Genomic DNA, 19,743 nt, shown 5'->3' on the forward strand with positions numbered 1-19,743 from the left:
GGCAAATTAGATTTGCATGAAGAAAATAGTTGCCTTATTATTTTAATCAACGTCTCGTTAGGAGATGGCATTCCTCCTAGTTTAACCGTCCTTGATGTGGACTGATGATGCCTACGTAAACCTTTTCATTTGAATGGGCGCGTAGGTTATGTGCCCGAACTTAGGGCATAAATGTCTGCAGGAGCTTTTCCTTGCATTTATTCCCATCTAACTTGTAAGGAAAGTGGCAATGTACTCATCTCTCATTTCTATTGCTTTAGGTTCCGTTTTAGGTGGCTGGTTAAGATGGTTGATTGGCTTAAAGCTGAATAACCTGCACCCTCATATTCCATTTGGTACTGTTTTTGTCAATTTAGTTGGCGGCTTTATCATTGGTTTTGCTGTCTCTTACTTTGCTAGCGCAAATATTAATCCTGCCTATAAACTGTTTATTGTCACAGGCTTTTGTGGGGCGTTTACGACGTTTTCGACATTTTCGTTGGAGGTGTTGGTGATGCTGCAAGAAGGGAAGTTGGCTGTGGCATTCAGCACGATCGCAATTCATGTTCTCGGCGCTTTATTATTTACGTTACTCGGCATGCTGTGCCATAACATGATCTCTCAAGGATAATAGATTCTAATAAAGTATTTGTTTCCCACTCATTATTTTCGTACGATTAATAGTCTATTTTCAGATGCAAATAGGCTATTTTTGTTTCTATTTTGAGCAAAAAAAGAGAATGGTGAAATAAAGCAGAATATATTAATAACTGTAGTAATGAGCCATTTTTATCATGATATAACTGCATCAAAATGGTGAAAGCATAAAAATATATAGCAGGGCAATAGATTATAAATTTAGCGTTTCCCTTACCCTGAAGAAGTATGAATTATCATCAAATATAACGCATAAAACATATCCTATTAAAAACGGTTCTGAATACGAAACTATTGCTCTGTATTTTCATTCAATCCCCTCATATATGACTTTTGAATCTACAACTTTTTGCTAGTGTATTTTCAAGCTTACACTGTAACTTAATCTATACATCTATTTATTCAATGTTATGATGAAATTGTTGTTTAAATGTAATGGCTTGGATGGATATGTGCTATTTGGCTTTGTTTTGTTCTTTGTTTTGAATGAATAAATCTGACATATCAAAATTAATAGATTAAATAACTAAAACAGAAATAAATAAAAATAATAAATACGGGGAAAAACTTATGTCACAAATGTTAGCTCTGTTATTAATTGTCGGGATACTGTACATCGGGGATGCCATCGCAGTACGAACAAAAGCGTGGATCCCATCGGTGTTTGTTTGCGCTGTATTATTCCTTTTAGGTTATTGGACATTCTTTCCTAAAGATATTGTGAGCATTGCGGGAATACCAAAAGTTGTCGCCGTGATGCTGATGTATTTACTCATTACCAATATGGGTACATTGCTCTCATTGAAAGAACTTTTACACCAATGGAAGACTATTTTAATTTCGTTATCCGGTATTTTGGGGATCATAGTCTTTATTTATGGGGTAGGTCTGGCGTTATTTGATTTAAATACGGTATTAGTTGCAATCCCGCCATTAGTCGGTGGCATTGTCTCTTCATTAATTATGTCAAAAGGTGCCGCGGAAGCTGGGCTGGTGGATCTCTCGGTATTTGCCATCTTAATTTATGTGATGCAAGGTTTTGCCGGTTATCCGCTAACGGCCATCATGTTGAAGCGTGAAGGTCGCCGAGTGCTTGAGCAATATCGCAATGGTACTTGGAAAGAGTCATTGGCCGTTGACGGTGCGGATGATGTGGAAGTCAAAACACTGGCATCTGAAAGTGCAATGCCTCGCATGTTCAAGCGAATTCCAAGCCACTATAACACCAGCTATTTCCAATTTTTACGCTTAGTGGTGGTGGGGTATCTCGCCTATTTAGTCTCTACCGTTGCCGCGCCTTATGTCAGCATCAGCCCGTTTGTTTTGTGCTTATTATTTGGCGTTATTGCTTCGTCGATGGGCTTTTTAGAAAGGCAGCCTCTGCAGAAAGCCAACGGTTTTGGCTTTGCTATCATGGCATTAATGCTGTTTATCTTTGATACGTTAAATCATGCGACACCGGATATGTTGTTAAGATTGGTCTACCCAATGGTGGTGTTGATCGTGGCCGCGGTCATCGGCATGTTTATCGCATCTTGGATTGTGGGAAAAATTCTAGGAGTATCAAAAGAGATGGCTTTCGCGGTCTCATTGACGGCACTGTATGGTTTCCCTGCGGATTATATCATCACCAATGAAGCCATTAACGCACTGACCAAAGATGAAAAAGAGCGTCAAATTTTAACTAGCCATATGTTAGGACCAATGTTAGTTGGTGGTTTTATCTCTGTCACAATGGTTTCCGTGGTATTAGCGGGGATTATGGTCGCCTACATCGTGCCTGTTGCGGCATAACGATATATAGAATATTAGAATTTAACACGCTGAAAAATAACAGTTTAAGAAAGCGAAAAGAATAGAAAAAGGACAGGAAAATGGTCAATAACAGCATCACAGCATCCGTTAAAAAACACACAGAAGCGATGATTGCTTTTCGTCGCGATCTTCATTCACATCCAGAATTGCCTTTTGAGGAAGTGAGAACCACGAAGCGTATTGCACAAGAGTTGGCAAAAATTGGTATTGAGTATCGTCTCACTGAACCTACCGGAATTATTGCGGACATTAAAGGCGGTAAACCCGGAAAGACGGTCGCTTTACGTGCGGATATTGATGCATTGCCTGTTCAGGAATTGAATGATTCCCTTGAGTACAAGTCGACAAATCAAGGGAAGATGCACGCGTGTGGGCATGATGCGCATACCGCGATGTTATTAACCGCAGCCAAAGCGTTATATGAAGTGCGCGATGAGTTAAAAGGAAATATTCGCCTGATTTTTCAACCGGCTGAAGAAATAGCGCAGGGCGCTAAAGCGATGGTAAAACAAGGCGCAGTGGATAATGTCGACAACGTGTTTGGTATGCACATCTGGTCCACGACACCATCAGGAAAAGTATCGTGTAATGTCGGCGGGACATTCGCCTCTGCAGACTTGTTGGTCGTGAAGTTTAAAGGGCGTGGTGGGCACGGTTCGATGCCGGAAGCGACCGTTGATGCCGCAATCGTTGCCTCGTCATTTGTGATGAATTTACAAGCGGTGGTTTCCCGTGAAACTTCCTCGCTAGACTCTGCCGTTGTGACTATCGGAAAAATGGAAGTAGGTACCCGATTTAACGTGATTGCAGAAAATGCGGTACTGGATGGAACGGTACGTTGTTTTGACATTGAAACTCGTACTCGTATTGAAGCGGCGATCCGCCGTTATGCCGAACATACTGCCGCGATGTACGGTGCCACCGCTGAAGTGGATTATATCTACGGTACGCTGCCAGTGATTAACGAAGAGCGCAGTGCATTACTGGCCCAGTCGGTGATCAGTGAAGCATTTGGTGAAAATGCATTAATGGCAGAAAGACCAACACCAGGCGGGGAGGATTTTAGCTTCTATATGGAAAACATCCCGGGTTGTTTTGCATTATTAGGTTCCGGTAACCCAGAAAAAGATACCCAATGGGCTCATCACCACGGCTGTTTTAATATTGATGAAGATGTGATGGCATCAGGTGCAGAACTGTATGCGCAATATGCATGGTCTTATTTGCAGCAAGATAAGTTTTAATAAAAGAATAAGATTTAATGCAGGAAATAGGCGGTTTGGGTTTCACATCATTATAATAGATTATTGAATCAAGCCTGAGCAATAAATACATTGCTCAGGCTTTTCTTTTGTATTTTAAATCGAGATATTAACCGCCCAATCCCATTTAATTAAAGGGTGGCTAGGAATTTTATTACGAATTATGGTGAATAAAAATGGCGTCTCTAAGACGTTGTTGCAGCTCGAAGCGTTGCTCTTGAGTAAGCTTATCATCATGAGAAAGCTGCATTAGCATTTCATTCATATTATGAACGGAGTTTTCATCTAGCAATAAAACGACTTTGTTTGTTATTTCTTGATAGTAATCCACGGTAAATCCTCCAGCTTATTGGGCTAATTAATTCTGTTTATCAATCACCATGACTGCCATAGTGTTTGGTTCAAGTGCGCGCATAATGTGGGGCTCATCACCTCGGTAGTGAATATAGTCACCGACATTGAGCTCCACAGGGTTGTCGAGTGGCCCAACTAATGCTCTGCCTGACATCAAAATTATATGCTCAGTGACATCATGCATATGGGGTTCTGAAACGCGATCTCGACCCGGCTGTGCAACAACCGTATAAATATCCCGTTGAGAATTAGCGGGCGCAGAAGAGAGCAAATAGGCCAAATAGTTGGCGTGCTCTGCACTCACAGGGGTACCTTCGCCATGGCGGATCACACTCACTGCCGCACGTTTTTCTTCAATTAAACGGGAAAAAGGAATATCCAGCGCAACACATAACGCCCATAGGGTTTCAATGCTGGGATTACCGCTACCCGCTTCTAATTGGGATAGTGTGGATTTGGCGATCCCCGCTTTACGCGCAAGTTCAGAGAGAGAAAGTCCACTTTTTTGCCTTTCACAAGCCAATGATTTTGAGATTAATTCGATAGGGGGTGTGAATAAGGTCAACTTTAACATCCTATTTGATTGCACTTAATTGATTGAACTTAATTGATTGCACTTAGCCTAAGATATCGACATAATGAACGAATGTTTTTTATATCGAACGGTTGTTCTATGCAGACATCTACATTTCAGTTTTCTATTCTCCATAATAGCACAGTGAAAAATATTGCACTGGTGTGTATTGCAGACTTAATTGTGGGAATTTCCTATGGTGCATTAGCCCATTCACAAGGTTTTGATTGGTGGGTGCCGTTGATGCTATCCATTTTTGTGCTAGCAGGTGCCTCCGAGTTTCTGTTTATTGGCGTGGTATTTTCAGGGGGAAGCCCTCTGTCCGCCGCCTTAGCTGGGTTATTAGTTAACTCGCGCCATATTCCATTCAGTTTTGCCGTCAGTGAGTTAACAGGAAAAGGGGCAAAATCGCTGCTGGGATATCACATTATGAATGATGAAAGTGTGGTTTTTGGCTTAGCGCAAGACAGCGAAAGAGAGAAAACAGCCGCATTTTGGTTATGCGGATTAGGGATTTTAATCTGCTGGCCTGTCGGTGTGGTCATCGGAGAAATTCTGGGAAGCTTTATTCAAGATACCCATGCGCTAGGGATGGATGCCATGTTTCCCGCCATTATTTTAGCGCTGAGTTTACCCGCGTTGAAAGATAAGCGCTTAAGACTCGCTGCGATAGTAGGAGCTGTGGTTGCTGTGGTAACAACACCGGTATTACCTGTGGGGATCCCAGTTTTACTAGCCTTATTGAGTTTAGTTATCTATATAAGGAAATGATGATGATGGAACATCCGTGGTTAATTATTAGTGGTATTTTTGTGTTAGCGATTGGCACTTATTTGATGCGGGCATCCGGCGCATTGCTGAAAGGGCGGGTCAATTTAACAGAGCAAAATAAAGCCCTGTTTTCGGCTGCTGCCATTGTAATTTTATTTTCAGTCGCGATGACCTCAACACTCTTTTCAGGTAATGAATTATCGGATTTACCGAAAATAATTGGGGTGGTGGTGGCAGGTATTCTGACTTGGTATCGTAAGCCATTTATTGTGATTGTTTTGTCAGCGGCGATAGTCACAGCGCTATTGCGCTGGTTATTTTAGTTAAAAAAAAGCCCCTATGGCATTAGGGGCTAAAATTAGGGATATACCTAAACGTTATTGTGTCAATTAAGATACTGATTTTTAACTAACAATGCCAAAAGGTTGATGTTATCAGTGTAACAGGCACAGCCTATGGTTTAGGTTGACGCATTCATTATTTAGCTGCGGGAGCCGTAGCAGGAACAGGCATCGGTTGTGCGGGCTTGAATTCTGGCACTTCCACGACAGACATTTTCACCATATAGCGCTTGCCATCTTCAATTTTAGGCGTATCGTTCGCCAGTTTTTTCAGGGTTTCATTAGGTTTGGTGGTTTGTTCAGTCACGCTATACACCATATTATGATGATTTCCACCGTGATGGCGTGGTGATTTGTTCATATCAACATTAGCGGCTGCAGCAGCAAAGCCAACAGACAGTAAAACAGCAGCAAGCAAACCTTGGTTTAATTTGTTCATCTTTTATCTCCTCATTAACGTGATGAGAGGATAATTCATCAATTAGATTTTCCTCGCAATGGCTTTTACCTGCTTTGACTGAAGCTCCATATTTCCTGCACGCTTTATCCTTTCTTTACACATTTTATTGAAAATAATGAGATTATTTTACGTAGGAAAGGGGGTGAAAGGGGAAGGAAGATAACCCAGAAAAATCTCTGGGTCATTGACGGTTAGCACGCGATTTGCGGTTGCTGTGGCTCTAGAGGGGGTAAACCATAGGCTGCGCGAGCACGGTCGCAGGCCTCATTATGGATGCCGTTATGCCACGATTGTTCGAATTCTCGGCATGGCGTTGGCCGTTGTTCATAAATGGAGCAAGAGACACATTCCCCGACGGTGCCTCCAAGTGCGGTGCAGCGGGTATTCGGCTTTTGATTTGTACCTTGCATACAGCTCATAAAGGGGGTGATTTGCTCTGTTAAATGTTGAGGTACCGAACCACCGCCAGCTTCTGATTCGGCCCAATAAAATGAGACGCGAAAGTAAGCACAACAAGCACCACAGCTGACACAGGGGTTATCTGAAGGATCAGTTTTTAGTATATGAATAATATTGGTCATATAAAAAATCTAACAATGAAGTTGATAGTTCCCGTAGGAAACGGGAGACGCAACACAGGCAGGAGGCCTAAGAAAATGTTGCTCAGCCTTTATTATGTTACGCATCTTTACGTACTGGCAATATTTTTTAGAGTAAAAACCCGGTATTTTCCATCAAGTCAAAATAAAGTAAAAAATTTCAATCTGTTGTAGTTTGATAAAATGTACGAATGCAGAAAATGTAGACACAAAAAAACCTGCCGTTTGACGGGCAGGTTTCAATGAGTGTTAGGAGATTGGAACGATTAGACGTGTTTTAAATCACCGTCATCATCTTGATTGAAAACTGACTTGTCCGTTTCGCCCATTAACTGGCTAGTTACGGTACCTGCAGTCATTGAGCCACTTACGTTCAGAGCAGTACGACCCATATCAATCAGAGGCTCGACTGAAATTAACAGCGCAACTAACGTGACAGGTAATCCCATCGCTGGCAGCACAATCAGTGCAGCAAAGGTTGCACCGCCACCGACACCGGCAACACCGGCAGAGCTGATAGTCACGATACCAACTAAGGTTGCAATCCACAGTGGATCAAATGGGTTGATCCCCATCGTTGGTGCGACCATCACTGCTAACATCGCAGGGTAGATACCCGCACAACCGTTTTGACCGATAGTTGCACCGAAAGATGCCGAGAAACTTGCGATAGATTCTGGCACACCAAAACGACGAGTTTGGGTTTCAATATTCAGTGGAATACTGGCTGCGCTTGAACGGCTAGTGAATGCAAATGTCAGTACGGGACCCGCTTTCTTAAAGAACTTAATTGGGTTTAAGCCCGTTGTCGCAACTAAGATACCGTGAACCACAAACATAATGGCTAACGCGACATAGGACGCGATGACGAAAGTTCCTAAGTTAATGATATCGGCTAAGTTAGAGCTTGCGACCACTTTGATCATCAGCGCCATTACACCGTAAGGGGTTAAACGCATGACTAAGCGAACGAGTTTCATTGCCCATGCCTGCATCACATCGATAGCCGCTAATGCTTTTTCACCGCGCTCTTTATCATCTTTAAACAGTTGCAGCGCAGCTACCCCTAAGAAGGCAGCAAAAATAACTACACTAATGATAGATGTTGGGCTTGCACCCGTTAAATCAGCAAACGGGTTTTTCGGGATAAAGGACAGGATTAACTGAGGAACCGTTAAATCTGAGACTTTACCAATATAATTTGTTTCAATGGCCGCTAGACGTGCAGTTTCAGATTGACCTTGAACCAGGCCTTCAGCGGTTAAGCCGAACAGGTTTGCGATCAAGATACCCACTAAAGCAGCAATGGCTGTGGTAAACAGCAGTGTGCCAATGGTTAAAAAGCTAATTTTCCCTAAAGAAGATGCCTTGTGGAGTCGAGCGACCGCACTCAGAATGGAGGCGAACACCAGAGGCATAATCACCATTTGTAACAGTTGAACGTAACCATTACCGACGATATTAAACCAAAGAATGGAGTCTTTTACCGTTTGGTGACCGGAACCATACACAAGGTGAAGTCCGACACCATAAGCAACACCGAATACGAGACCCAGTAAAACTTTTTTGGACAGGCTCCAACCATTCGATCCGAGTTTTGCTAACAGTATTAAAAGTGCTACGAAAACGAGCACATTGATAACCAGAGGAATATTCATTCCACACTCCAAATTGTAATTATTTTACATAATGATTCTTGTTGTTAATCCTTAATAGGTATAAGGATTTCATTTCTTCTAACAACTGGTTATATGATATCAGTTGAAGTTAGTCATTACTTATAATCAAAAGTTATAATTTAGGTTGATTCATGCTTACAGTATATTACAAAAGTGAGCTTTTTGTCGGTAAGTGTATATTTATCTGATTATTAAAATAATTTAGTGCGCTTTCAATTTGCTGGAACCAATCAGCGGAATGACCTGTTGGAATTAAGACAGCACAGACGGTCAAAAGCACAGCAATAAAGCGTTCCCCGCGTTTGCTGGACTTGCCACGTAAGATAGGAAAACAAAAACGTGTCGGTAGAGGCCATAAAAAAGGAACTCCCGATGGAGTCAGCATATCAGCCACTAAATGGCTCATATAACCGAGTAAAAATGCTTGGATAAGGTCGGTAGGTAAGTCCCAATAGTGAGGCAGCCACTGGTAACTGCTAATCAGTAAAATTAGCCAAGCAACTAGGCTGTGAGTGAACCCGCGATGCCCGCACAGTTTTGATATAGGTAATGAAATAATACGAAAAAGCCGCCCGAGGATAGATGAAGGGTGGTCAATATCAGGTAATAAGGCACCTAGCAACACCCCTGGCATCATATGTAACCAATCACCCTGAGCGAACTCTGGGGTAATTTGCAATTTATGAGCCATTACAAGCGATGCGACGGAAAAAAGCAGATGCCCTTCAGCAGTCATGGTGGATAAAATACCATCTGTTTATCTATACAGTAGGCGGGTAGTATAAAGGGTTTGTAGGAAATATGGTAGTAGGTGAGAGTTAAAAAAACTCTTATTTATTAGTTAATAACCGTAGGTTTTTATACTTTTTAAAAATTTCCCCTACGTGAAAAACGTAAGGGAAATCATGTTTCGTTAACTTATTTAAGATTAACGTAAATTTTCTGGGCGTAAATCGTTCAATGAGGCGATTTTAACATCAGCCAAACCCCAGCGTGGGTCATTGAAATGCTTACTATCAGGTACGACGATTGAACGCATTCTTGCCGCTTTTGCAGAAATCATTCCATTAAAGGAATCTTCTAAAGAAGCACAATGGATAGGTTTGGTGGATAATTCAGCGGCGGCTTTTAAATAAACTTCTGGATGAGGCTTACTTAATGGTAAGTCTGCTGCTGAAACTACAGCAGAAAAATAATGGCGGATATCAAATAAGTTCAGTACTTTTTCCAGCATATAATCTGGAGATGCAGAGGCTAAAGCGATGTTCAAATCCATTGAGCGGCACAGTTCAAGCGCATGTTGTACGCCCGGTAGCAATGGACGTTTTTCTTCCACTAAACCAATAACGCGGTCAATAATACGCTGTTTTGTTGCTTCTAAACTACAACCCTGCCAAGGAGATGCGTTGTACCAAAGTTCAACAACGTGGTCGATACGTAAACCGAGGGTGTCAGGAAGAGTGTGCTTAATGGATAAATCGAGGCCTAACTCTGCAAAAACTTCATCTTCCCCTTGTTCCCAAAAAGGTTCCGAGTCAATCAGCAAACCATCCATGTCAAAGATGACAGATTGGATAGGTAATTTATGATACATAGCAAACTCCATTCATTTAGATACCCGCTTAAAAAGAGGGTATGGGGATTATCGCTGTACTTTAATCACAGTCATTTTGGTTTCTGAAACGATTCTAACAAGCTATGACTTGGGGTTATAGAGATATATGTGCCATCACATGATTTTATTGGAAATTTGAGTTTAGCTATTGATGTGAATTCGATTCATTCTTTGAATAATCCGAAACTCGGTTTTTAACTATCATTTTTTTATAGAAATTTGGAGCCAGCAAATATTATCGGCTATGATTAGCGTAGAAAAAAACTTTAAGGAATAGTTGTAATGAATTACCACAAGGCAAATTCTCTTGCGATTGGCAAACGTATTTTGGGCTGGATCGTATTTTTTGTGGCGTTAATTTCCACATTGACATCGTTAATTAAATTAGCGGCTCTGAAAGGAATTCAAGGCGAAGGAATTAATGCGGTTGCCAATGATTTTGTTAAATTAATGGCGGAGATGACGCGACAAAGTACGCCGTTTCTCAATGTATTTTGGAATAATTCACCAGTCCCTGAAGTGAGTCATGGTTTTTCAGGTAGCTGCATCGGTTTTTTTGTTATTTTTATTTTTATCTTTGTGGGGCTAGCCCTAAGCGCATCAGGCTTACGCATGTATCGACAAATTAAATTCATTCGCGAAAGCATTGAAGATCATGTCATTCTTGAAAATGCAAAAGGCAGTGAAGTGACCAAAGAAGAGTTAGAAGCTAAAGTCACTATTCCTCGACATACTATTTTCAAACAGTTCTTTTTGATGTATTTCTGGCCGATTGTTTTAGGGATAGCCATTTATTTTGCATTGAAACTTCTGAATTGGTAGTTTTTCATCATGTTGGCCATTCCCCGTCACATTGATACTTTTCCATCATGATAATGGCACAGCATCGGTATTCATTCCGCTGCTGTGCATCTCTTATTTCTGTCTATTTGACTCGCTGTTATTCGTCGTCTAGTAAATTATCAATAATGCTGCGAGCGTGCAGATAGCTTTGCTCATTACCAAACATGTTGGCTTGATTGAGTAAGAAATAGAGTTGATAGATTGGTTGTCTGTCTAAGAAGCCGGCAGGTAATGGCCAAACACTTTGGTAACCATCAATAATTTGAATCGGAATTTCTTTATATAATGGCAACATGGCGATATCACATTCCCGATCACCCCAATAACAAGCAGGGTCATAGAGTACGCCATCCATTTGGTTAGTGACCGCGCAGTTTGCAGGCCATAGATCCCCATGTAATAAAGAGGGTTGTGGTTGATGGCCGGATAAGCGGTGTTTAACAATATCCACTAATTTTTGAATATCACCAAAAACCATGCCTTTCTCAGATGCAATTTGTAATTGAAGACCAATGCGCTTTTCTGCAAAGAATGCATTCCAACGTTTTTCCCACCCATTAGGCTGAACAATGGTACTGAGCATAGTATCAAAATCAAATCCATAGCTCGGCTGTTCTTCCCATTGATGTAATCGCGCCAATTGTTGACCAAAGTGCCACGCGTTAGTGTTATCAAAGTGTTTTAACGGGAAATATTCGAGAAGAAGAAAGCTATGGTGCTTGTTGCTACCCAAGCCGTAGACTTTAGGAACGGTGATGGTTTGGCTTTTCGCTAGCATTTCAAGCTGTTCTGCCTCTTGTTTAAAAAGAGGGAGAAACTCGCGGCGATTTTGTTTTACGAACACCGTATGCTCACCATAATCGATTCTTAATGTATGGTGAATATCCCCACCAGAAAGAATCACTTTATTTCGCAGCTCTGCCTCACCAAAGTGTTCAATTAATAAACGATTCATCGCTTGCCACATGATCCACCTCGCTATGATTTGGTCTTCACTCATATCATACTATAGCGTCAATTTAGGAATTAACAGTGATCATTGTTTAATAATTAGGCCTTATTCCGAAATGATTGATGGCTGATTTTGTTCAAGAATTGGGGGAGGGTTGTCTTTGACGATAACGGATGGATATCGTGTTTTTTCTTTTATATAGAGGAAGCTTCAAGATAAAAGAGAGTCGAATAGAAGAGAGGAAAAGCTGAATAGGTTTTGACCGTATTCAGCTGAGGTTGATGACAAAGAGGGATAAAAGCGTGGTTTTTCCCTCTTTGTGTTATCAGGCGAAAATCAATAAATTGATTTTCCTCGTTAATTTTACAACCCAAACGAGCCATTTCCAAACCTGATGGGTTTGTCAATGGCCTGAGCTGAATAGGTTTTGACCGTATTCAGCTTTTTATCATTAGGCAGTATGCAAATCTTGGCGTGTGATATGGGATTTGCGGCGTGCGAGGATTAATTTGCTATAGAGCAAGGCGATAACAAAGTAGCCTGCTTGGATCACCACAATTGTTGGGCCAGTTGTCGCATTAATATGGAAGCTGACAATAGTACCCAGTACGCTGGAAGTGACTGAGGCGATTATCGCTACCACCAACATCCAACCAAAACTCCGACACAGAACAAAGGCGATGATCCCTGGTGAAATCAACATTGCAATCACCAGAATGATCCCGACAGCTTGTAGTGATGCCACGATGGTTAAAGCTAATAGCGAAAGTAATCCATAATGTAGCCATTTAACGGGCAAGCCGATAACACGCGCTTGGTTTGGATCAAAGCAGTACAGCATAAAGTCTTTACGTTTGAGCAAGATAATCGCAATAGTTATCCCTGCAAACAGTAAAATTTGTTTAAATTCTTCGTTGGTGATCCCCAAAATATCCCCGAATAAAATATGGGTAAGATGTTGTTCTGTATCAATTTTGGCGAACATCACCAAGCCGACAGCAAACATACCCGAGAAGACAATACCCATGACGGTGTCTTCTTTTATTCGGCTGTTTTCTTTTAAATAGCCTGTAGCAACGGCACAGAATAGCCCTGAAACAAAGGCACCAATCGCCAGCGGAATGCCGATCAGCGACGCAATGATAATACCGGGTAATACCGCATGGGAGATGGCATCTCCCATCAATGACCAACCTTTTAAGACCAAAAAGCAGGATAAAATAGCGCAGACGGTTCCCGTAACAATGGCCGTGATCAGGGCTTTTTGCATAAATGGGAATGCGAAAGGAGCCATCAGTAAATCCATAAAATCACTCATGGGTTGCTCCTTGTTGCTTACTTTGATGCAGCTCAGCGACTTCACTGCGGGCTTTGCGACGAGAAGCAAAAAGCCCGTGTTTTGGTGCAAAGAAGAATGCCAGTAAGAAAATCACTGTTTGGAACGTAACAATTAGCCCACCCGTAGCGCCATTTAAAAAGTAACTGAGGTAAGCTCCGATGGCGCTAGTGGCCGTTCCGATAGAGACGGAAATGATCAGCAATGTTTTAAATTTATCTGTCAGTAAATAGGCAGTTGCACCCGGAGTGACCACCATAGCAATGACCAATATCGCCCCAACAGTTTGCAGTGCGGCAACGGTACATGCGCTTAATAAGGTGAAGAAAATGATTTTTAGGCGTAGTGGATTTAAACCGATGGAACGTGCATGGCTTTCATCAAAAAATACCGCCAGTAAATCTTTCCATAGGCACATCAGGACAACAAATGAAACGGCAATAATAATTTCGACTTGAAGCACGTCAGCATCGGCGATCCCCAAAATATTACCGAAGATAATACTTTGCACATTCACTGAGGTTGGATTCAACGAAACAATCAATAGCCCCGCCGCAAAAAAGGTGGAAAAGATGAAGCCGATAACGGCATCTTCCCGTAAGCGAGTGAGATGTTTAACAAACGTCATGGCGAGGGCGGCGAGAATACCTGTAAAAAAAGCCCCTGCGGCGTAAGGTAATCCAAGCGCATAAGCACCTGCTACACCGGGAACAACAGAATGGGAGAGAGCATCTCCCATCAGCGACCAACCTTTGAGCATTAAATAAGCTGATAAGAAAGCGCACACCGCTCCGACGATGGCACTCACCCAAATAGCTTTAACCATAAAGTTGTACTCAAAGGGTTGCAGTAACAACTCAATCATTCAGATTCCTTAGGCTGATTCTTTCTAACCGGTGCATCGTGATCGTGACCATAGAAGACGGCGGCACGTTCGTCATCAGTAATCACCGTGACAGAGCGCGGGTCATCATCGTCGTGAAGTTCTTGACCTGACAAGTTAATATGACGCAGTACGCCACCAAATGCATTTTGCAGATTACGCTGGGTAAAGGTAGTTTCCGTTGGGCCACTGGCCAGCACAGTGCGGTTTATCAAAATCACATGGTCACAAAATTCAGGCACGCTTCCCAAGTTATGGGTTGAGACTAGAATTAAATGCCCTTCATCGCGCAGACTACGGAGTAGGTCAATAATGGCATTTTCTGTTTTTACATCGACCCCCGTAAAGGGTTCGTCGAGTAACAGAACTTTACCTTGCTGGGCGAGGGCGCGAGCCAAAAATACCCGTTTTTTCTGTCCACCAGAAAGTTCACCAATTTGGCGATGTTCCAATCCGGCTAAATCTACGCGTTCTAATGCCATTTTTACGGCTTCTTTGTCTTCTTTTTTAGGAATACGAAAGAAACCCATTTTGCCGTAACGCCCCATCATCACGACATCAGAAACCAGTACTGGAAAATTCCAATCCACTTCTTCTGTTTGTGGAACGTAGGCAATAACATTCTCTTTTAATGCCGCTTTAATTGGCTGATCATTGAGGGTGACACTGCCGGACGAAGGCGTCACTAACCCCATAATGGTTTTAAATAGCGTTGATTTTCCACTTCCGTTCACGCCCACAAGAGCGCAAATGGAACCACCGTGAATATTGAAACTTGCATCATAAATCGCGGTATGACCATTGTTGTAGGTGACAGTAGCGTCATCAACAACCAACGTCGGATGTTCGAATTGATTTGTATGGCTCATTTACTGTGAAAATCCTTTTGCGATGGTATCGACGGTTGTGTTCAACAGGTCTATATAAGTTGGTACAGGGCCTTCAGCGGTTGATAGTGAATCGACGTATAATACTCCGCCGTATTTTGCACCAGTCTCTTTACTGACCTGCAGAGCTGGTTTGTCTGAAATGGTGCTTTCGCTGAAAACAACGGGAATATTGTGCTCACGAACCGTATCAATTACTTTTTTAACTTGCATTGGTGAGCCTTGCTCTTCAGCATTGATTGGCCACAAATAGACTTCTTTAAAGCCATAATCTTTAGTGAGGTAGCTAAATGCGCCTTCACTGGTCACTAACCAACGTTTATCTTCAGGAATACGATTTAAACGTTCACGTAAAGGTGCATCAAGTGCCGCAATTTCTTGGGAATATTTTTTAGCGTTCGCATTATAAGTGTCGGCGTTTTCTGGATCATATTTCACCAGCGCTTTACGGATATTTTCGATATAGATTTGTGCGTTAGCAGGGGACATCCAAGCGTGAGGATTTGGATTATCTTTATATTCCCCTTCACGGATTGGCATCGGCTCAATGCCTTCAGTGACTACAACTGCGGGCACATCTTTAAGGTTTTCAAAGAAACGCTGGAACCAAACTTCCAGATTCATTCCGTTCCATAAGATAAGGTTAGCATCGTAGGCTTTCATTATATCTTTTGGTGTCGGTTGATAACCGTGGATTTCTGCACCCGGTTTAGTGATGGATTCGACAATTGCGGCATCACCGGCTACATTTTGAGCAATATCTTGTATTATAGTAAATGTGGTGACCACTTTAAATTTTTTAGCCAAAGCAGGTTGGCTGACAAATAAAACGGCAGCTAATGCAATGAAGGTGGTACGTAATAGCGTTGATAATCGGAATAAACAGTTTGTCATAAAATAGATCCTAACGTTGGGTCACGAGTTCTATTAACTAAATTAATCGCATTAAATGGTTAATTTAAATAAGTGCGTTATTGGGTTTTAATGTATTTTCTCATTTATATTGACCTCATTGACTCTACAATGAGTATGGTCTTTCGGACTGATAGTATTTATATCCCAATTGATAATGATTATCAATATCAATTATGAAAAATCCCGCTAAATGGTAAAAGGGTTATTTTTGTAATCGATGGGTTGCTGGTTATCATTATTATTTAACATGACTAAAACACGTCCAGAAGTAAAAGTTAAGTAAAAAATGTATTATTTTTCTAAAGATTAGCTATTCTTTTGGTGTTTTAATTTGCAGAGGATACAACAGTGAAAAAAATGGTCGGCAGTGCGCTTGTACTTTTGCTATTGGCAGGTTGTTCAAGTGATCCCAATAAAACCGCGAACAAAACAAGAATGCTAGATAATCGCAATCAAATGCCAAATACGGCAGCCAATACTAGCTATCCACGAACTCCTTATGATGAGTTTATTCGTGAATCTGCGAATCGCTATAGTGTGGATGAAACACTGATCAGAGCCATTATTGAAGTAGAATCTAACTTCCGACCTGAAGTGGTGAGTAAATCTAATGCCATTGGTTTAATGCAAATTAAAGCGTCAACAGCAGGGCGTGATGCATATCGTTATCAAGGACGTTCTGGTGAGCCAAGTTCTAGGGATTTAAAAGATCCACGTAAAAATATTGATATCGGTACAACTTATATTCGTATTCTCAAAGAGCAACATTTGGCGGGTATTAGCCACCCGCAGACTATGTATTATGCGACTGTTGTGGCTTATGTGAATGGGGCTGGGGCATTATTAAGAACATTTGATAATGATAAAACTAAAGCTATTGCGATGATAAATAATTTATCGCCAGAAGAGTTCTATCAACATGTACAGTCTAAACACCCCGCACCGCAGGCTCCACGCTATTTGTGGAAAGTTAAGAATGCGTATAATGCATTAGCGGTGAATTACTGATATTCCGCCATTAAGTGTGGGAGTTGCGCGATAATTTCAACGATGCCGTTGATGACGAATTGCACTCCCATACAAATTAATAAAAAACCCATTATCCGCCCGATTGCGTCAATCCCGCTGTTTCCTAGCCATTTCATAATTGATGTTGCACCCCGTAATCCTATCCAAACAAACATACTGGCAATCAGAAAAACAATAATGGGTGCGACGGTGATAACCCATGGCGTAAAACCAATATCCCCTTGTAAAGAGGCGGTAGAACTAATAATGATCGCGATGGTACCTGGACCTGCAGTACTCGGCATCGCGAGGGGGACGAAGGCAATATTTTGATTACCTTGACGTTTTTTGGGAACACTTAAATCGTCAGTGGAAACATTACTGTTGTCTTCACTATTTTCTGAATTAGGAAATAGCATCCCAAAACCAATAAAAACGACGATAAGCCCCCCAGCAATGCGTAGCCCAGGAATGGAAATTCCGAAGGTATTCATGACTAATTGGCCCGCATAAAAAGCGACAAGCATGATGCAAAAGACATAAATTGCAGCTAACCGTGATTGGTGATCACGTTGTTCTTTGGTCATGTTGGCGGAAATACTGAGCATCACAGCAATGGCAGTCAGTGGGTTAGCCAATGGAAGGAGTAAAACTAAGCCAAGACCAACGGCTTGAAAAAGTTGTAAAATATCTTGCATGTCGAAAATTACCCTCCAAATTAACCTAGAATGGCTCCTTGTTGGAACTATAACAAACATTGTTACTAATTTGTGGAATCAGAAGGGTATTCTCCCAACAAATTTAGGGTAAGGAGACTTGTTTGCGTGAAATCACGTAATGTTTTTGCTTAGTGAACAACAAAGTTGTTCACATTAACTGTGGATAACATCCCGATTCATGTGTGAATAAGTGTTATTATTTGTTGAATAACAAAGAGGTATGTCACTGGATTAAAAACATTCAATATTTTGAGCAAAAAAAAACCTTTTTATGTGAGATAAAAAGGTCAAGGGCATTATTGCTAGAGGGGGTTTATGTTCATTTGTTAGTGAGTATATACAGTGCTATCTATTTTACTGACAGGTTATGTAAATTCGTTAAAAGATTATTGTCAGACGATAATCTTATTTCTTGGTAATATAATTGGAATATTCTTTACAAACTCTTTTTTATTTTAAAAACTGCTTTACGGTTTATTGTGTATTCTAAATTCCATGTTAAATAGAATTTTAGGATAGCCAATGAGAAAGTTACTGTCACCATTAGTGACTTCATCAATGTTGCTTGTTTTGGCTATTGCAGCCTTGCTGATCCTGTTCCCACAAACGTGGAAACAATCTATTTTTCCTTCGCTTTCTCAATTATTACCCGCTTCAGTCAATTCCTTTATGGTACAAAACGGATTGGCGAATAATGCGTGTGATAGTTTAGAAAATAATTTAAGAAGCTTTACAGATTATCTGCAAGCAAATGCAGATGTTGTCGAAGTGAAGGGAATGAATGGATTAGAAGAGCAAATTGCTAATATCCAAGCCAGATTGAATGATTTACCCAGTGATGTGCGTAATTCAGTATGCCAACAAGAGTATGCTAATCTTGAAGGGCTAAAAAGCGTTTTTTCTTTAGGGTACCGCTCATAAAATAACAGAGTATTCATTCACACTGTGTTATTGAATATTATTGACATCAGTGCCAATTTTTATCGTTTTATCCATGATATGCTTGCCAGATGAATATCAATTTAGGATCTGTGATGAGCATTTTTAAACTTCCATTTGTGAATTGGTTAGCGCTCAACGGATTTGCTGCTTATTATCTGCATATCAAAGAGGGCTTTTTTTGGAGTTTTTCTGGTTGGATGGGAATTATTGGTATCCTGATTGCCTTAGAGGCTTTCGGCTGGATTGGTGCAAGTCTATATTATTTTATTCAGCAAAAAACCTCACCGAATCCTATTAGTCCCGCATCTTCGCTTATTACTAGAGGCCCTTATCGGTTATCTCGTAATCCGTTATACCTTGCTTTTACCTCGATGAGTTTAAGCTTCGCTTTATTTTCGCATTCACCTTATTTCTTGATTTCTGGTTTGGTTTTCTGGTTAATTACTGATTTGTATACTATTCCCCAAGAAGAAAAATTCTTATCTGAACGTTTTAAAGAGGAATGGCGTGCATATACGCAGCAAACTCGGCGTTGGTTGTAATTTTTATTGGCCCAATTTATTGATTATTATTTTTTAATAAGCGTTTTCACCTACACTTTTTTGCTTTTTTTATCATTAATATCTATAAATTTAGCTTTTGGTGCGGATTTTGATGTTATTCAAGGCGAGTTCCTTTAGGTAAATGTAAACTGGTATAACCCAAATACTTGTGAGGTTATTGCCGTGAACAAAAAAGTGTTATTAGGTGCGATTGTCTCTTCTATATTACTGTATTCGGCATCGGCAGCAGCATGCCCTTACTGTAATGGAAACAACGATCACCGCTATCAAAACAATTACAGCCAAAACAATTATCGCCAAAACAATGAAATCGCTAAGTTAGTGAAAGAGTTTGATGATAAGCGTTTTGAACTGAACAAACTGTACGATGCGGGAGCCAGCGATGATGATGCGAAAGTGAAAGCGTTGGTGAAAGAGCTTGATGATTTATCACTGCAACTTCGAAACGAAGAAGACAAACAATATAACCGCCCATATCGTGATGGTGGATGGGGGGGACGCGGTAATCATCGCGGTTGTTGGTAACGTTTCGTTTTAATAAGGCTATTCAAAGTAATGTTGGGTAGTCTTTTTGTCGTTTTTCGCAGGA

23 protein-coding genes and 1 riboswitch are annotated in these 19,743 nt (G+C 41.1%); of the genes, 10 read left to right on the top strand and 13 right to left on the bottom strand.

The annotated features are described in order from the left end of the window. Positions 1-51: 51 nt before the first annotated feature. A riboswitch (Fluoride riboswitch) is annotated at positions 52-121 on the top strand. Between the two features lie 108 nt (positions 122-229). The 3 genes from crcB to LDO73_RS07400 all read left to right on the top strand — a co-directional run bounded on the left by crcB (position 230) and on the right by LDO73_RS07400 (position 3,695). Then, on the top strand, positions 230-610 hold the full coding sequence (gene crcB, locus LDO73_RS07390) for a fluoride efflux transporter CrcB (protein ID WP_224060847.1): 381 nt from the start codon (positions 230-232) through the stop codon (positions 608-610). A gap of 596 nt (positions 611-1,206) precedes the next feature. Further along, positions 1,207-2,430, top strand: a complete 1,224-nt coding sequence (locus tag LDO73_RS07395; protein ID WP_224060848.1) for a hypothetical protein — start codon at positions 1,207-1,209, stop codon at positions 2,428-2,430. Between the two features lie 80 nt (positions 2,431-2,510). Continuing rightward, on the top strand, positions 2,511-3,695 hold the full coding sequence (locus tag LDO73_RS07400) for a M20 family metallopeptidase (protein WP_224060849.1): 1,185 nt from the start codon (positions 2,511-2,513) through the stop codon (positions 3,693-3,695). A 172-nt stretch (positions 3,696-3,867) separates the two neighbouring features. Here LDO73_RS07400 and LDO73_RS07405 read toward each other — a convergent pair whose 3' ends face one another. Next, on the bottom strand, positions 3,868-4,044 hold the full coding sequence (locus LDO73_RS07405; RefSeq protein WP_224060850.1) for a DUF2526 family protein: 177 nt from the start codon (positions 4,042-4,044) through the stop codon (positions 3,868-3,870). A 27-nt stretch (positions 4,045-4,071) separates the two neighbouring features. Continuing rightward, the gene (locus LDO73_RS07410) at positions 4,072-4,641 is read right to left on the bottom strand and encodes a helix-turn-helix domain-containing protein (RefSeq protein ID WP_224060851.1); all 570 of its coding nucleotides are present in this window, start codon (positions 4,639-4,641) and stop codon (positions 4,072-4,074) included. A 99-nt stretch (positions 4,642-4,740) separates the two neighbouring features. On the opposite strand from LDO73_RS07410, the gene LDO73_RS07415 reads away from it, so the two are divergent. Beyond that, on the top strand, positions 4,741-5,412 hold the full coding sequence (locus LDO73_RS07415) for an AzlC family ABC transporter permease (protein ID WP_224060852.1): 672 nt from the start codon (positions 4,741-4,743) through the stop codon (positions 5,410-5,412). After that, a complete protein-coding gene (locus tag LDO73_RS07420; RefSeq protein WP_224060853.1) occupies positions 5,412-5,735 on the top strand; it encodes an AzlD domain-containing protein in 324 nt (107 codons plus the stop codon). The genes LDO73_RS07415 and LDO73_RS07420 overlap by 1 nt, the downstream gene beginning before the upstream one ends. Before the next feature lie 154 nt (positions 5,736-5,889). On the opposite strand, the gene LDO73_RS07425 is transcribed toward LDO73_RS07420, so the two are convergent. From LDO73_RS07425 to hxpB, 5 genes are all read right to left on the bottom strand, one after another. Then, positions 5,890-6,192, bottom strand: coding sequence for a hypothetical protein (locus tag LDO73_RS07425; protein ID WP_224060854.1), 303 nt, complete (start codon positions 6,190-6,192; stop codon positions 5,890-5,892). 212 nt (positions 6,193-6,404) lie between these two features. Further along, positions 6,405-6,794 (bottom strand): YkgJ family cysteine cluster protein, encoded by a 390-nt coding sequence (locus LDO73_RS07430; RefSeq protein ID WP_224060855.1) that lies wholly within the window; start codon positions 6,792-6,794, stop codon positions 6,405-6,407. Between the two features lie 284 nt (positions 6,795-7,078). Further along, the gene (locus LDO73_RS07435) at positions 7,079-8,470 is read right to left on the bottom strand and encodes an L-cystine transporter (RefSeq protein WP_224060856.1); all 1,392 of its coding nucleotides are present in this window, start codon (positions 8,468-8,470) and stop codon (positions 7,079-7,081) included. Between the two features lie 166 nt (positions 8,471-8,636). Continuing rightward, the gene (locus LDO73_RS07440) at positions 8,637-9,227 is read right to left on the bottom strand and encodes a metal-dependent hydrolase (protein ID WP_224060857.1); all 591 of its coding nucleotides are present in this window, start codon (positions 9,225-9,227) and stop codon (positions 8,637-8,639) included. Between the two features lie 192 nt (positions 9,228-9,419). After that, positions 9,420-10,085 (bottom strand): hexitol phosphatase HxpB, encoded by a 666-nt coding sequence (gene hxpB, locus LDO73_RS07445; RefSeq protein ID WP_224060858.1) that lies wholly within the window; start codon positions 10,083-10,085, stop codon positions 9,420-9,422. A gap of 303 nt (positions 10,086-10,388) precedes the next feature. Here hxpB and LDO73_RS07450 point away from each other — a divergent pair, with 303 nt between their 5' ends. Then, a complete protein-coding gene (locus LDO73_RS07450) occupies positions 10,389-10,928 on the top strand; it encodes a YniB family protein (protein WP_036950502.1) in 540 nt (179 codons plus the stop codon). 118 nt (positions 10,929-11,046) lie between these two features. Here LDO73_RS07450 and LDO73_RS07455 read toward each other — a convergent pair whose 3' ends face one another. From LDO73_RS07455 to LDO73_RS07475, 5 genes are all read right to left on the bottom strand, one after another. After that, entirely contained in the window at positions 11,047-11,916 is an 870-nt protein-coding gene (locus LDO73_RS07455) for a fructosamine kinase family protein (RefSeq protein WP_224060859.1), read from the bottom strand. Positions 11,917-12,352: 436 nt separating this feature from the next. Next, positions 12,353-13,219: a metal ABC transporter permease gene (locus LDO73_RS07460; RefSeq protein WP_224060860.1), complete on the bottom strand. Its 867-nt coding sequence runs from the start codon at positions 13,217-13,219 to the stop codon at positions 12,353-12,355. Beyond that, positions 13,212-14,102, bottom strand: coding sequence for a metal ABC transporter permease (locus tag LDO73_RS07465; protein ID WP_224060861.1), 891 nt, complete (start codon positions 14,100-14,102; stop codon positions 13,212-13,214). The genes LDO73_RS07460 and LDO73_RS07465 overlap by 8 nt, the downstream gene beginning before the upstream one ends. Further along, a complete protein-coding gene (locus LDO73_RS07470; RefSeq protein WP_224060862.1) occupies positions 14,099-14,989 on the bottom strand; it encodes a manganese/iron ABC transporter ATP-binding protein in 891 nt (296 codons plus the stop codon). Before LDO73_RS07470 ends, LDO73_RS07465 begins: the two co-directional genes overlap by 4 nt. Next, entirely contained in the window at positions 14,990-15,901 is a 912-nt protein-coding gene (locus tag LDO73_RS07475) for a metal ABC transporter substrate-binding protein (protein WP_154604085.1), read from the bottom strand. Positions 15,902-16,270: 369 nt separating this feature from the next. Here LDO73_RS07475 and LDO73_RS07480 point away from each other — a divergent pair, with 369 nt between their 5' ends. Beyond that, the gene (locus LDO73_RS07480; RefSeq protein ID WP_224060863.1) at positions 16,271-16,930 is read left to right on the top strand and encodes a transglycosylase SLT domain-containing protein; all 660 of its coding nucleotides are present in this window, start codon (positions 16,271-16,273) and stop codon (positions 16,928-16,930) included. On the opposite strand, the gene LDO73_RS07485 is transcribed toward LDO73_RS07480, so the two are convergent. After that, positions 16,924-17,628 (bottom strand): MarC family NAAT transporter, encoded by a 705-nt coding sequence (locus tag LDO73_RS07485; protein ID WP_224060864.1) that lies wholly within the window; start codon positions 17,626-17,628, stop codon positions 16,924-16,926. The genes LDO73_RS07480 and LDO73_RS07485 overlap by 7 nt on opposite strands. A gap of 543 nt (positions 17,629-18,171) precedes the next feature. On the opposite strand from LDO73_RS07485, the gene LDO73_RS07490 reads away from it, so the two are divergent. From LDO73_RS07490 to LDO73_RS07500, 3 genes are all read left to right on the top strand, one after another. Then, the gene (locus LDO73_RS07490; RefSeq protein ID WP_224060865.1) at positions 18,172-18,570 is read left to right on the top strand and encodes a hypothetical protein; all 399 of its coding nucleotides are present in this window, start codon (positions 18,172-18,174) and stop codon (positions 18,568-18,570) included. A 113-nt stretch (positions 18,571-18,683) separates the two neighbouring features. Further along, a complete protein-coding gene (locus LDO73_RS07495; protein ID WP_224060866.1) occupies positions 18,684-19,133 on the top strand; it encodes a methyltransferase family protein in 450 nt (149 codons plus the stop codon). Positions 19,134-19,316: 183 nt separating this feature from the next. Further along, complete coding sequence (locus LDO73_RS07500) at positions 19,317-19,679, top strand: hypothetical protein (protein WP_224060867.1); 363 nt, start codon at positions 19,317-19,319, stop codon at positions 19,677-19,679. Positions 19,680-19,743: the final 64 nt, after the last annotated feature.

This window comes from Providencia alcalifaciens, assembly GCF_915403165.1.
GTDB classification, from domain to species: Bacteria; Pseudomonadota; Gammaproteobacteria; order Enterobacterales; family Enterobacteriaceae; genus Providencia; species Providencia alcalifaciens_C.

Coding starts and splice junctions, on each gene's coding strand:
- LDO73_RS07485 (WP_224060864.1), bottom strand. CDS start 17,628: ATGCAAGATATTTTACAACTTTTTCAAGCCGTTGGTCTTGGCTTAGTT.
- LDO73_RS07490 (WP_224060865.1), top strand. CDS start 18,172: ATGAGAAAGTTACTGTCACCATTAGTGACTTCATCAATGTTGCTTGTT.
- LDO73_RS07430 (WP_224060855.1), bottom strand. CDS start 6,794: ATGACCAATATTATTCATATACTAAAAACTGATCCTTCAGATAACCCC.
- LDO73_RS07395 (WP_224060848.1), top strand. CDS start 1,207: ATGTCACAAATGTTAGCTCTGTTATTAATTGTCGGGATACTGTACATC.
- LDO73_RS07465 (WP_224060861.1), bottom strand. CDS start 14,102: ATGATTGAGTTGTTACTGCAACCCTTTGAGTACAACTTTATGGTTAAA.
- LDO73_RS07420 (WP_224060853.1), top strand. CDS start 5,412: ATGATGATGGAACATCCGTGGTTAATTATTAGTGGTATTTTTGTGTTA.
- LDO73_RS07415 (WP_224060852.1), top strand. CDS start 4,741: ATGCAGACATCTACATTTCAGTTTTCTATTCTCCATAATAGCACAGTG.
- LDO73_RS07425 (WP_224060854.1), bottom strand. CDS start 6,192: ATGAACAAATTAAACCAAGGTTTGCTTGCTGCTGTTTTACTGTCTGTT.
- LDO73_RS07470 (WP_224060862.1), bottom strand. CDS start 14,989: ATGAGCCATACAAATCAATTCGAACATCCGACGTTGGTTGTTGATGAC.
- LDO73_RS07410 (WP_224060851.1), bottom strand. CDS start 4,641: ATGTTAAAGTTGACCTTATTCACACCCCCTATCGAATTAATCTCAAAA.
- LDO73_RS07460 (WP_224060860.1), bottom strand. CDS start 13,219: ATGAGTGATTTTATGGATTTACTGATGGCTCCTTTCGCATTCCCATTT.
- LDO73_RS07495 (WP_224060866.1), top strand. CDS start 18,684: ATGAGCATTTTTAAACTTCCATTTGTGAATTGGTTAGCGCTCAACGGA.
- hxpB (WP_224060858.1), bottom strand. CDS start 10,085: ATGTATCATAAATTACCTATCCAATCTGTCATCTTTGACATGGATGGT.
- LDO73_RS07440 (WP_224060857.1), bottom strand. CDS start 9,227: ATGACTGCTGAAGGGCATCTGCTTTTTTCCGTCGCATCGCTTGTAATG.
- LDO73_RS07455 (WP_224060859.1), bottom strand. CDS start 11,916: ATGTGGCAAGCGATGAATCGTTTATTAATTGAACACTTTGGTGAGGCA.
- LDO73_RS07450 (WP_036950502.1), top strand. CDS start 10,389: ATGAATTACCACAAGGCAAATTCTCTTGCGATTGGCAAACGTATTTTG.
- LDO73_RS07435 (WP_224060856.1), bottom strand. CDS start 8,470: ATGAATATTCCTCTGGTTATCAATGTGCTCGTTTTCGTAGCACTTTTA.
- crcB (WP_224060847.1), top strand. CDS start 230: ATGTACTCATCTCTCATTTCTATTGCTTTAGGTTCCGTTTTAGGTGGC.
- LDO73_RS07400 (WP_224060849.1), top strand. CDS start 2,511: ATGGTCAATAACAGCATCACAGCATCCGTTAAAAAACACACAGAAGCG.
- LDO73_RS07475 (WP_154604085.1), bottom strand. CDS start 15,901: ATGACAAACTGTTTATTCCGATTATCAACGCTATTACGTACCACCTTC.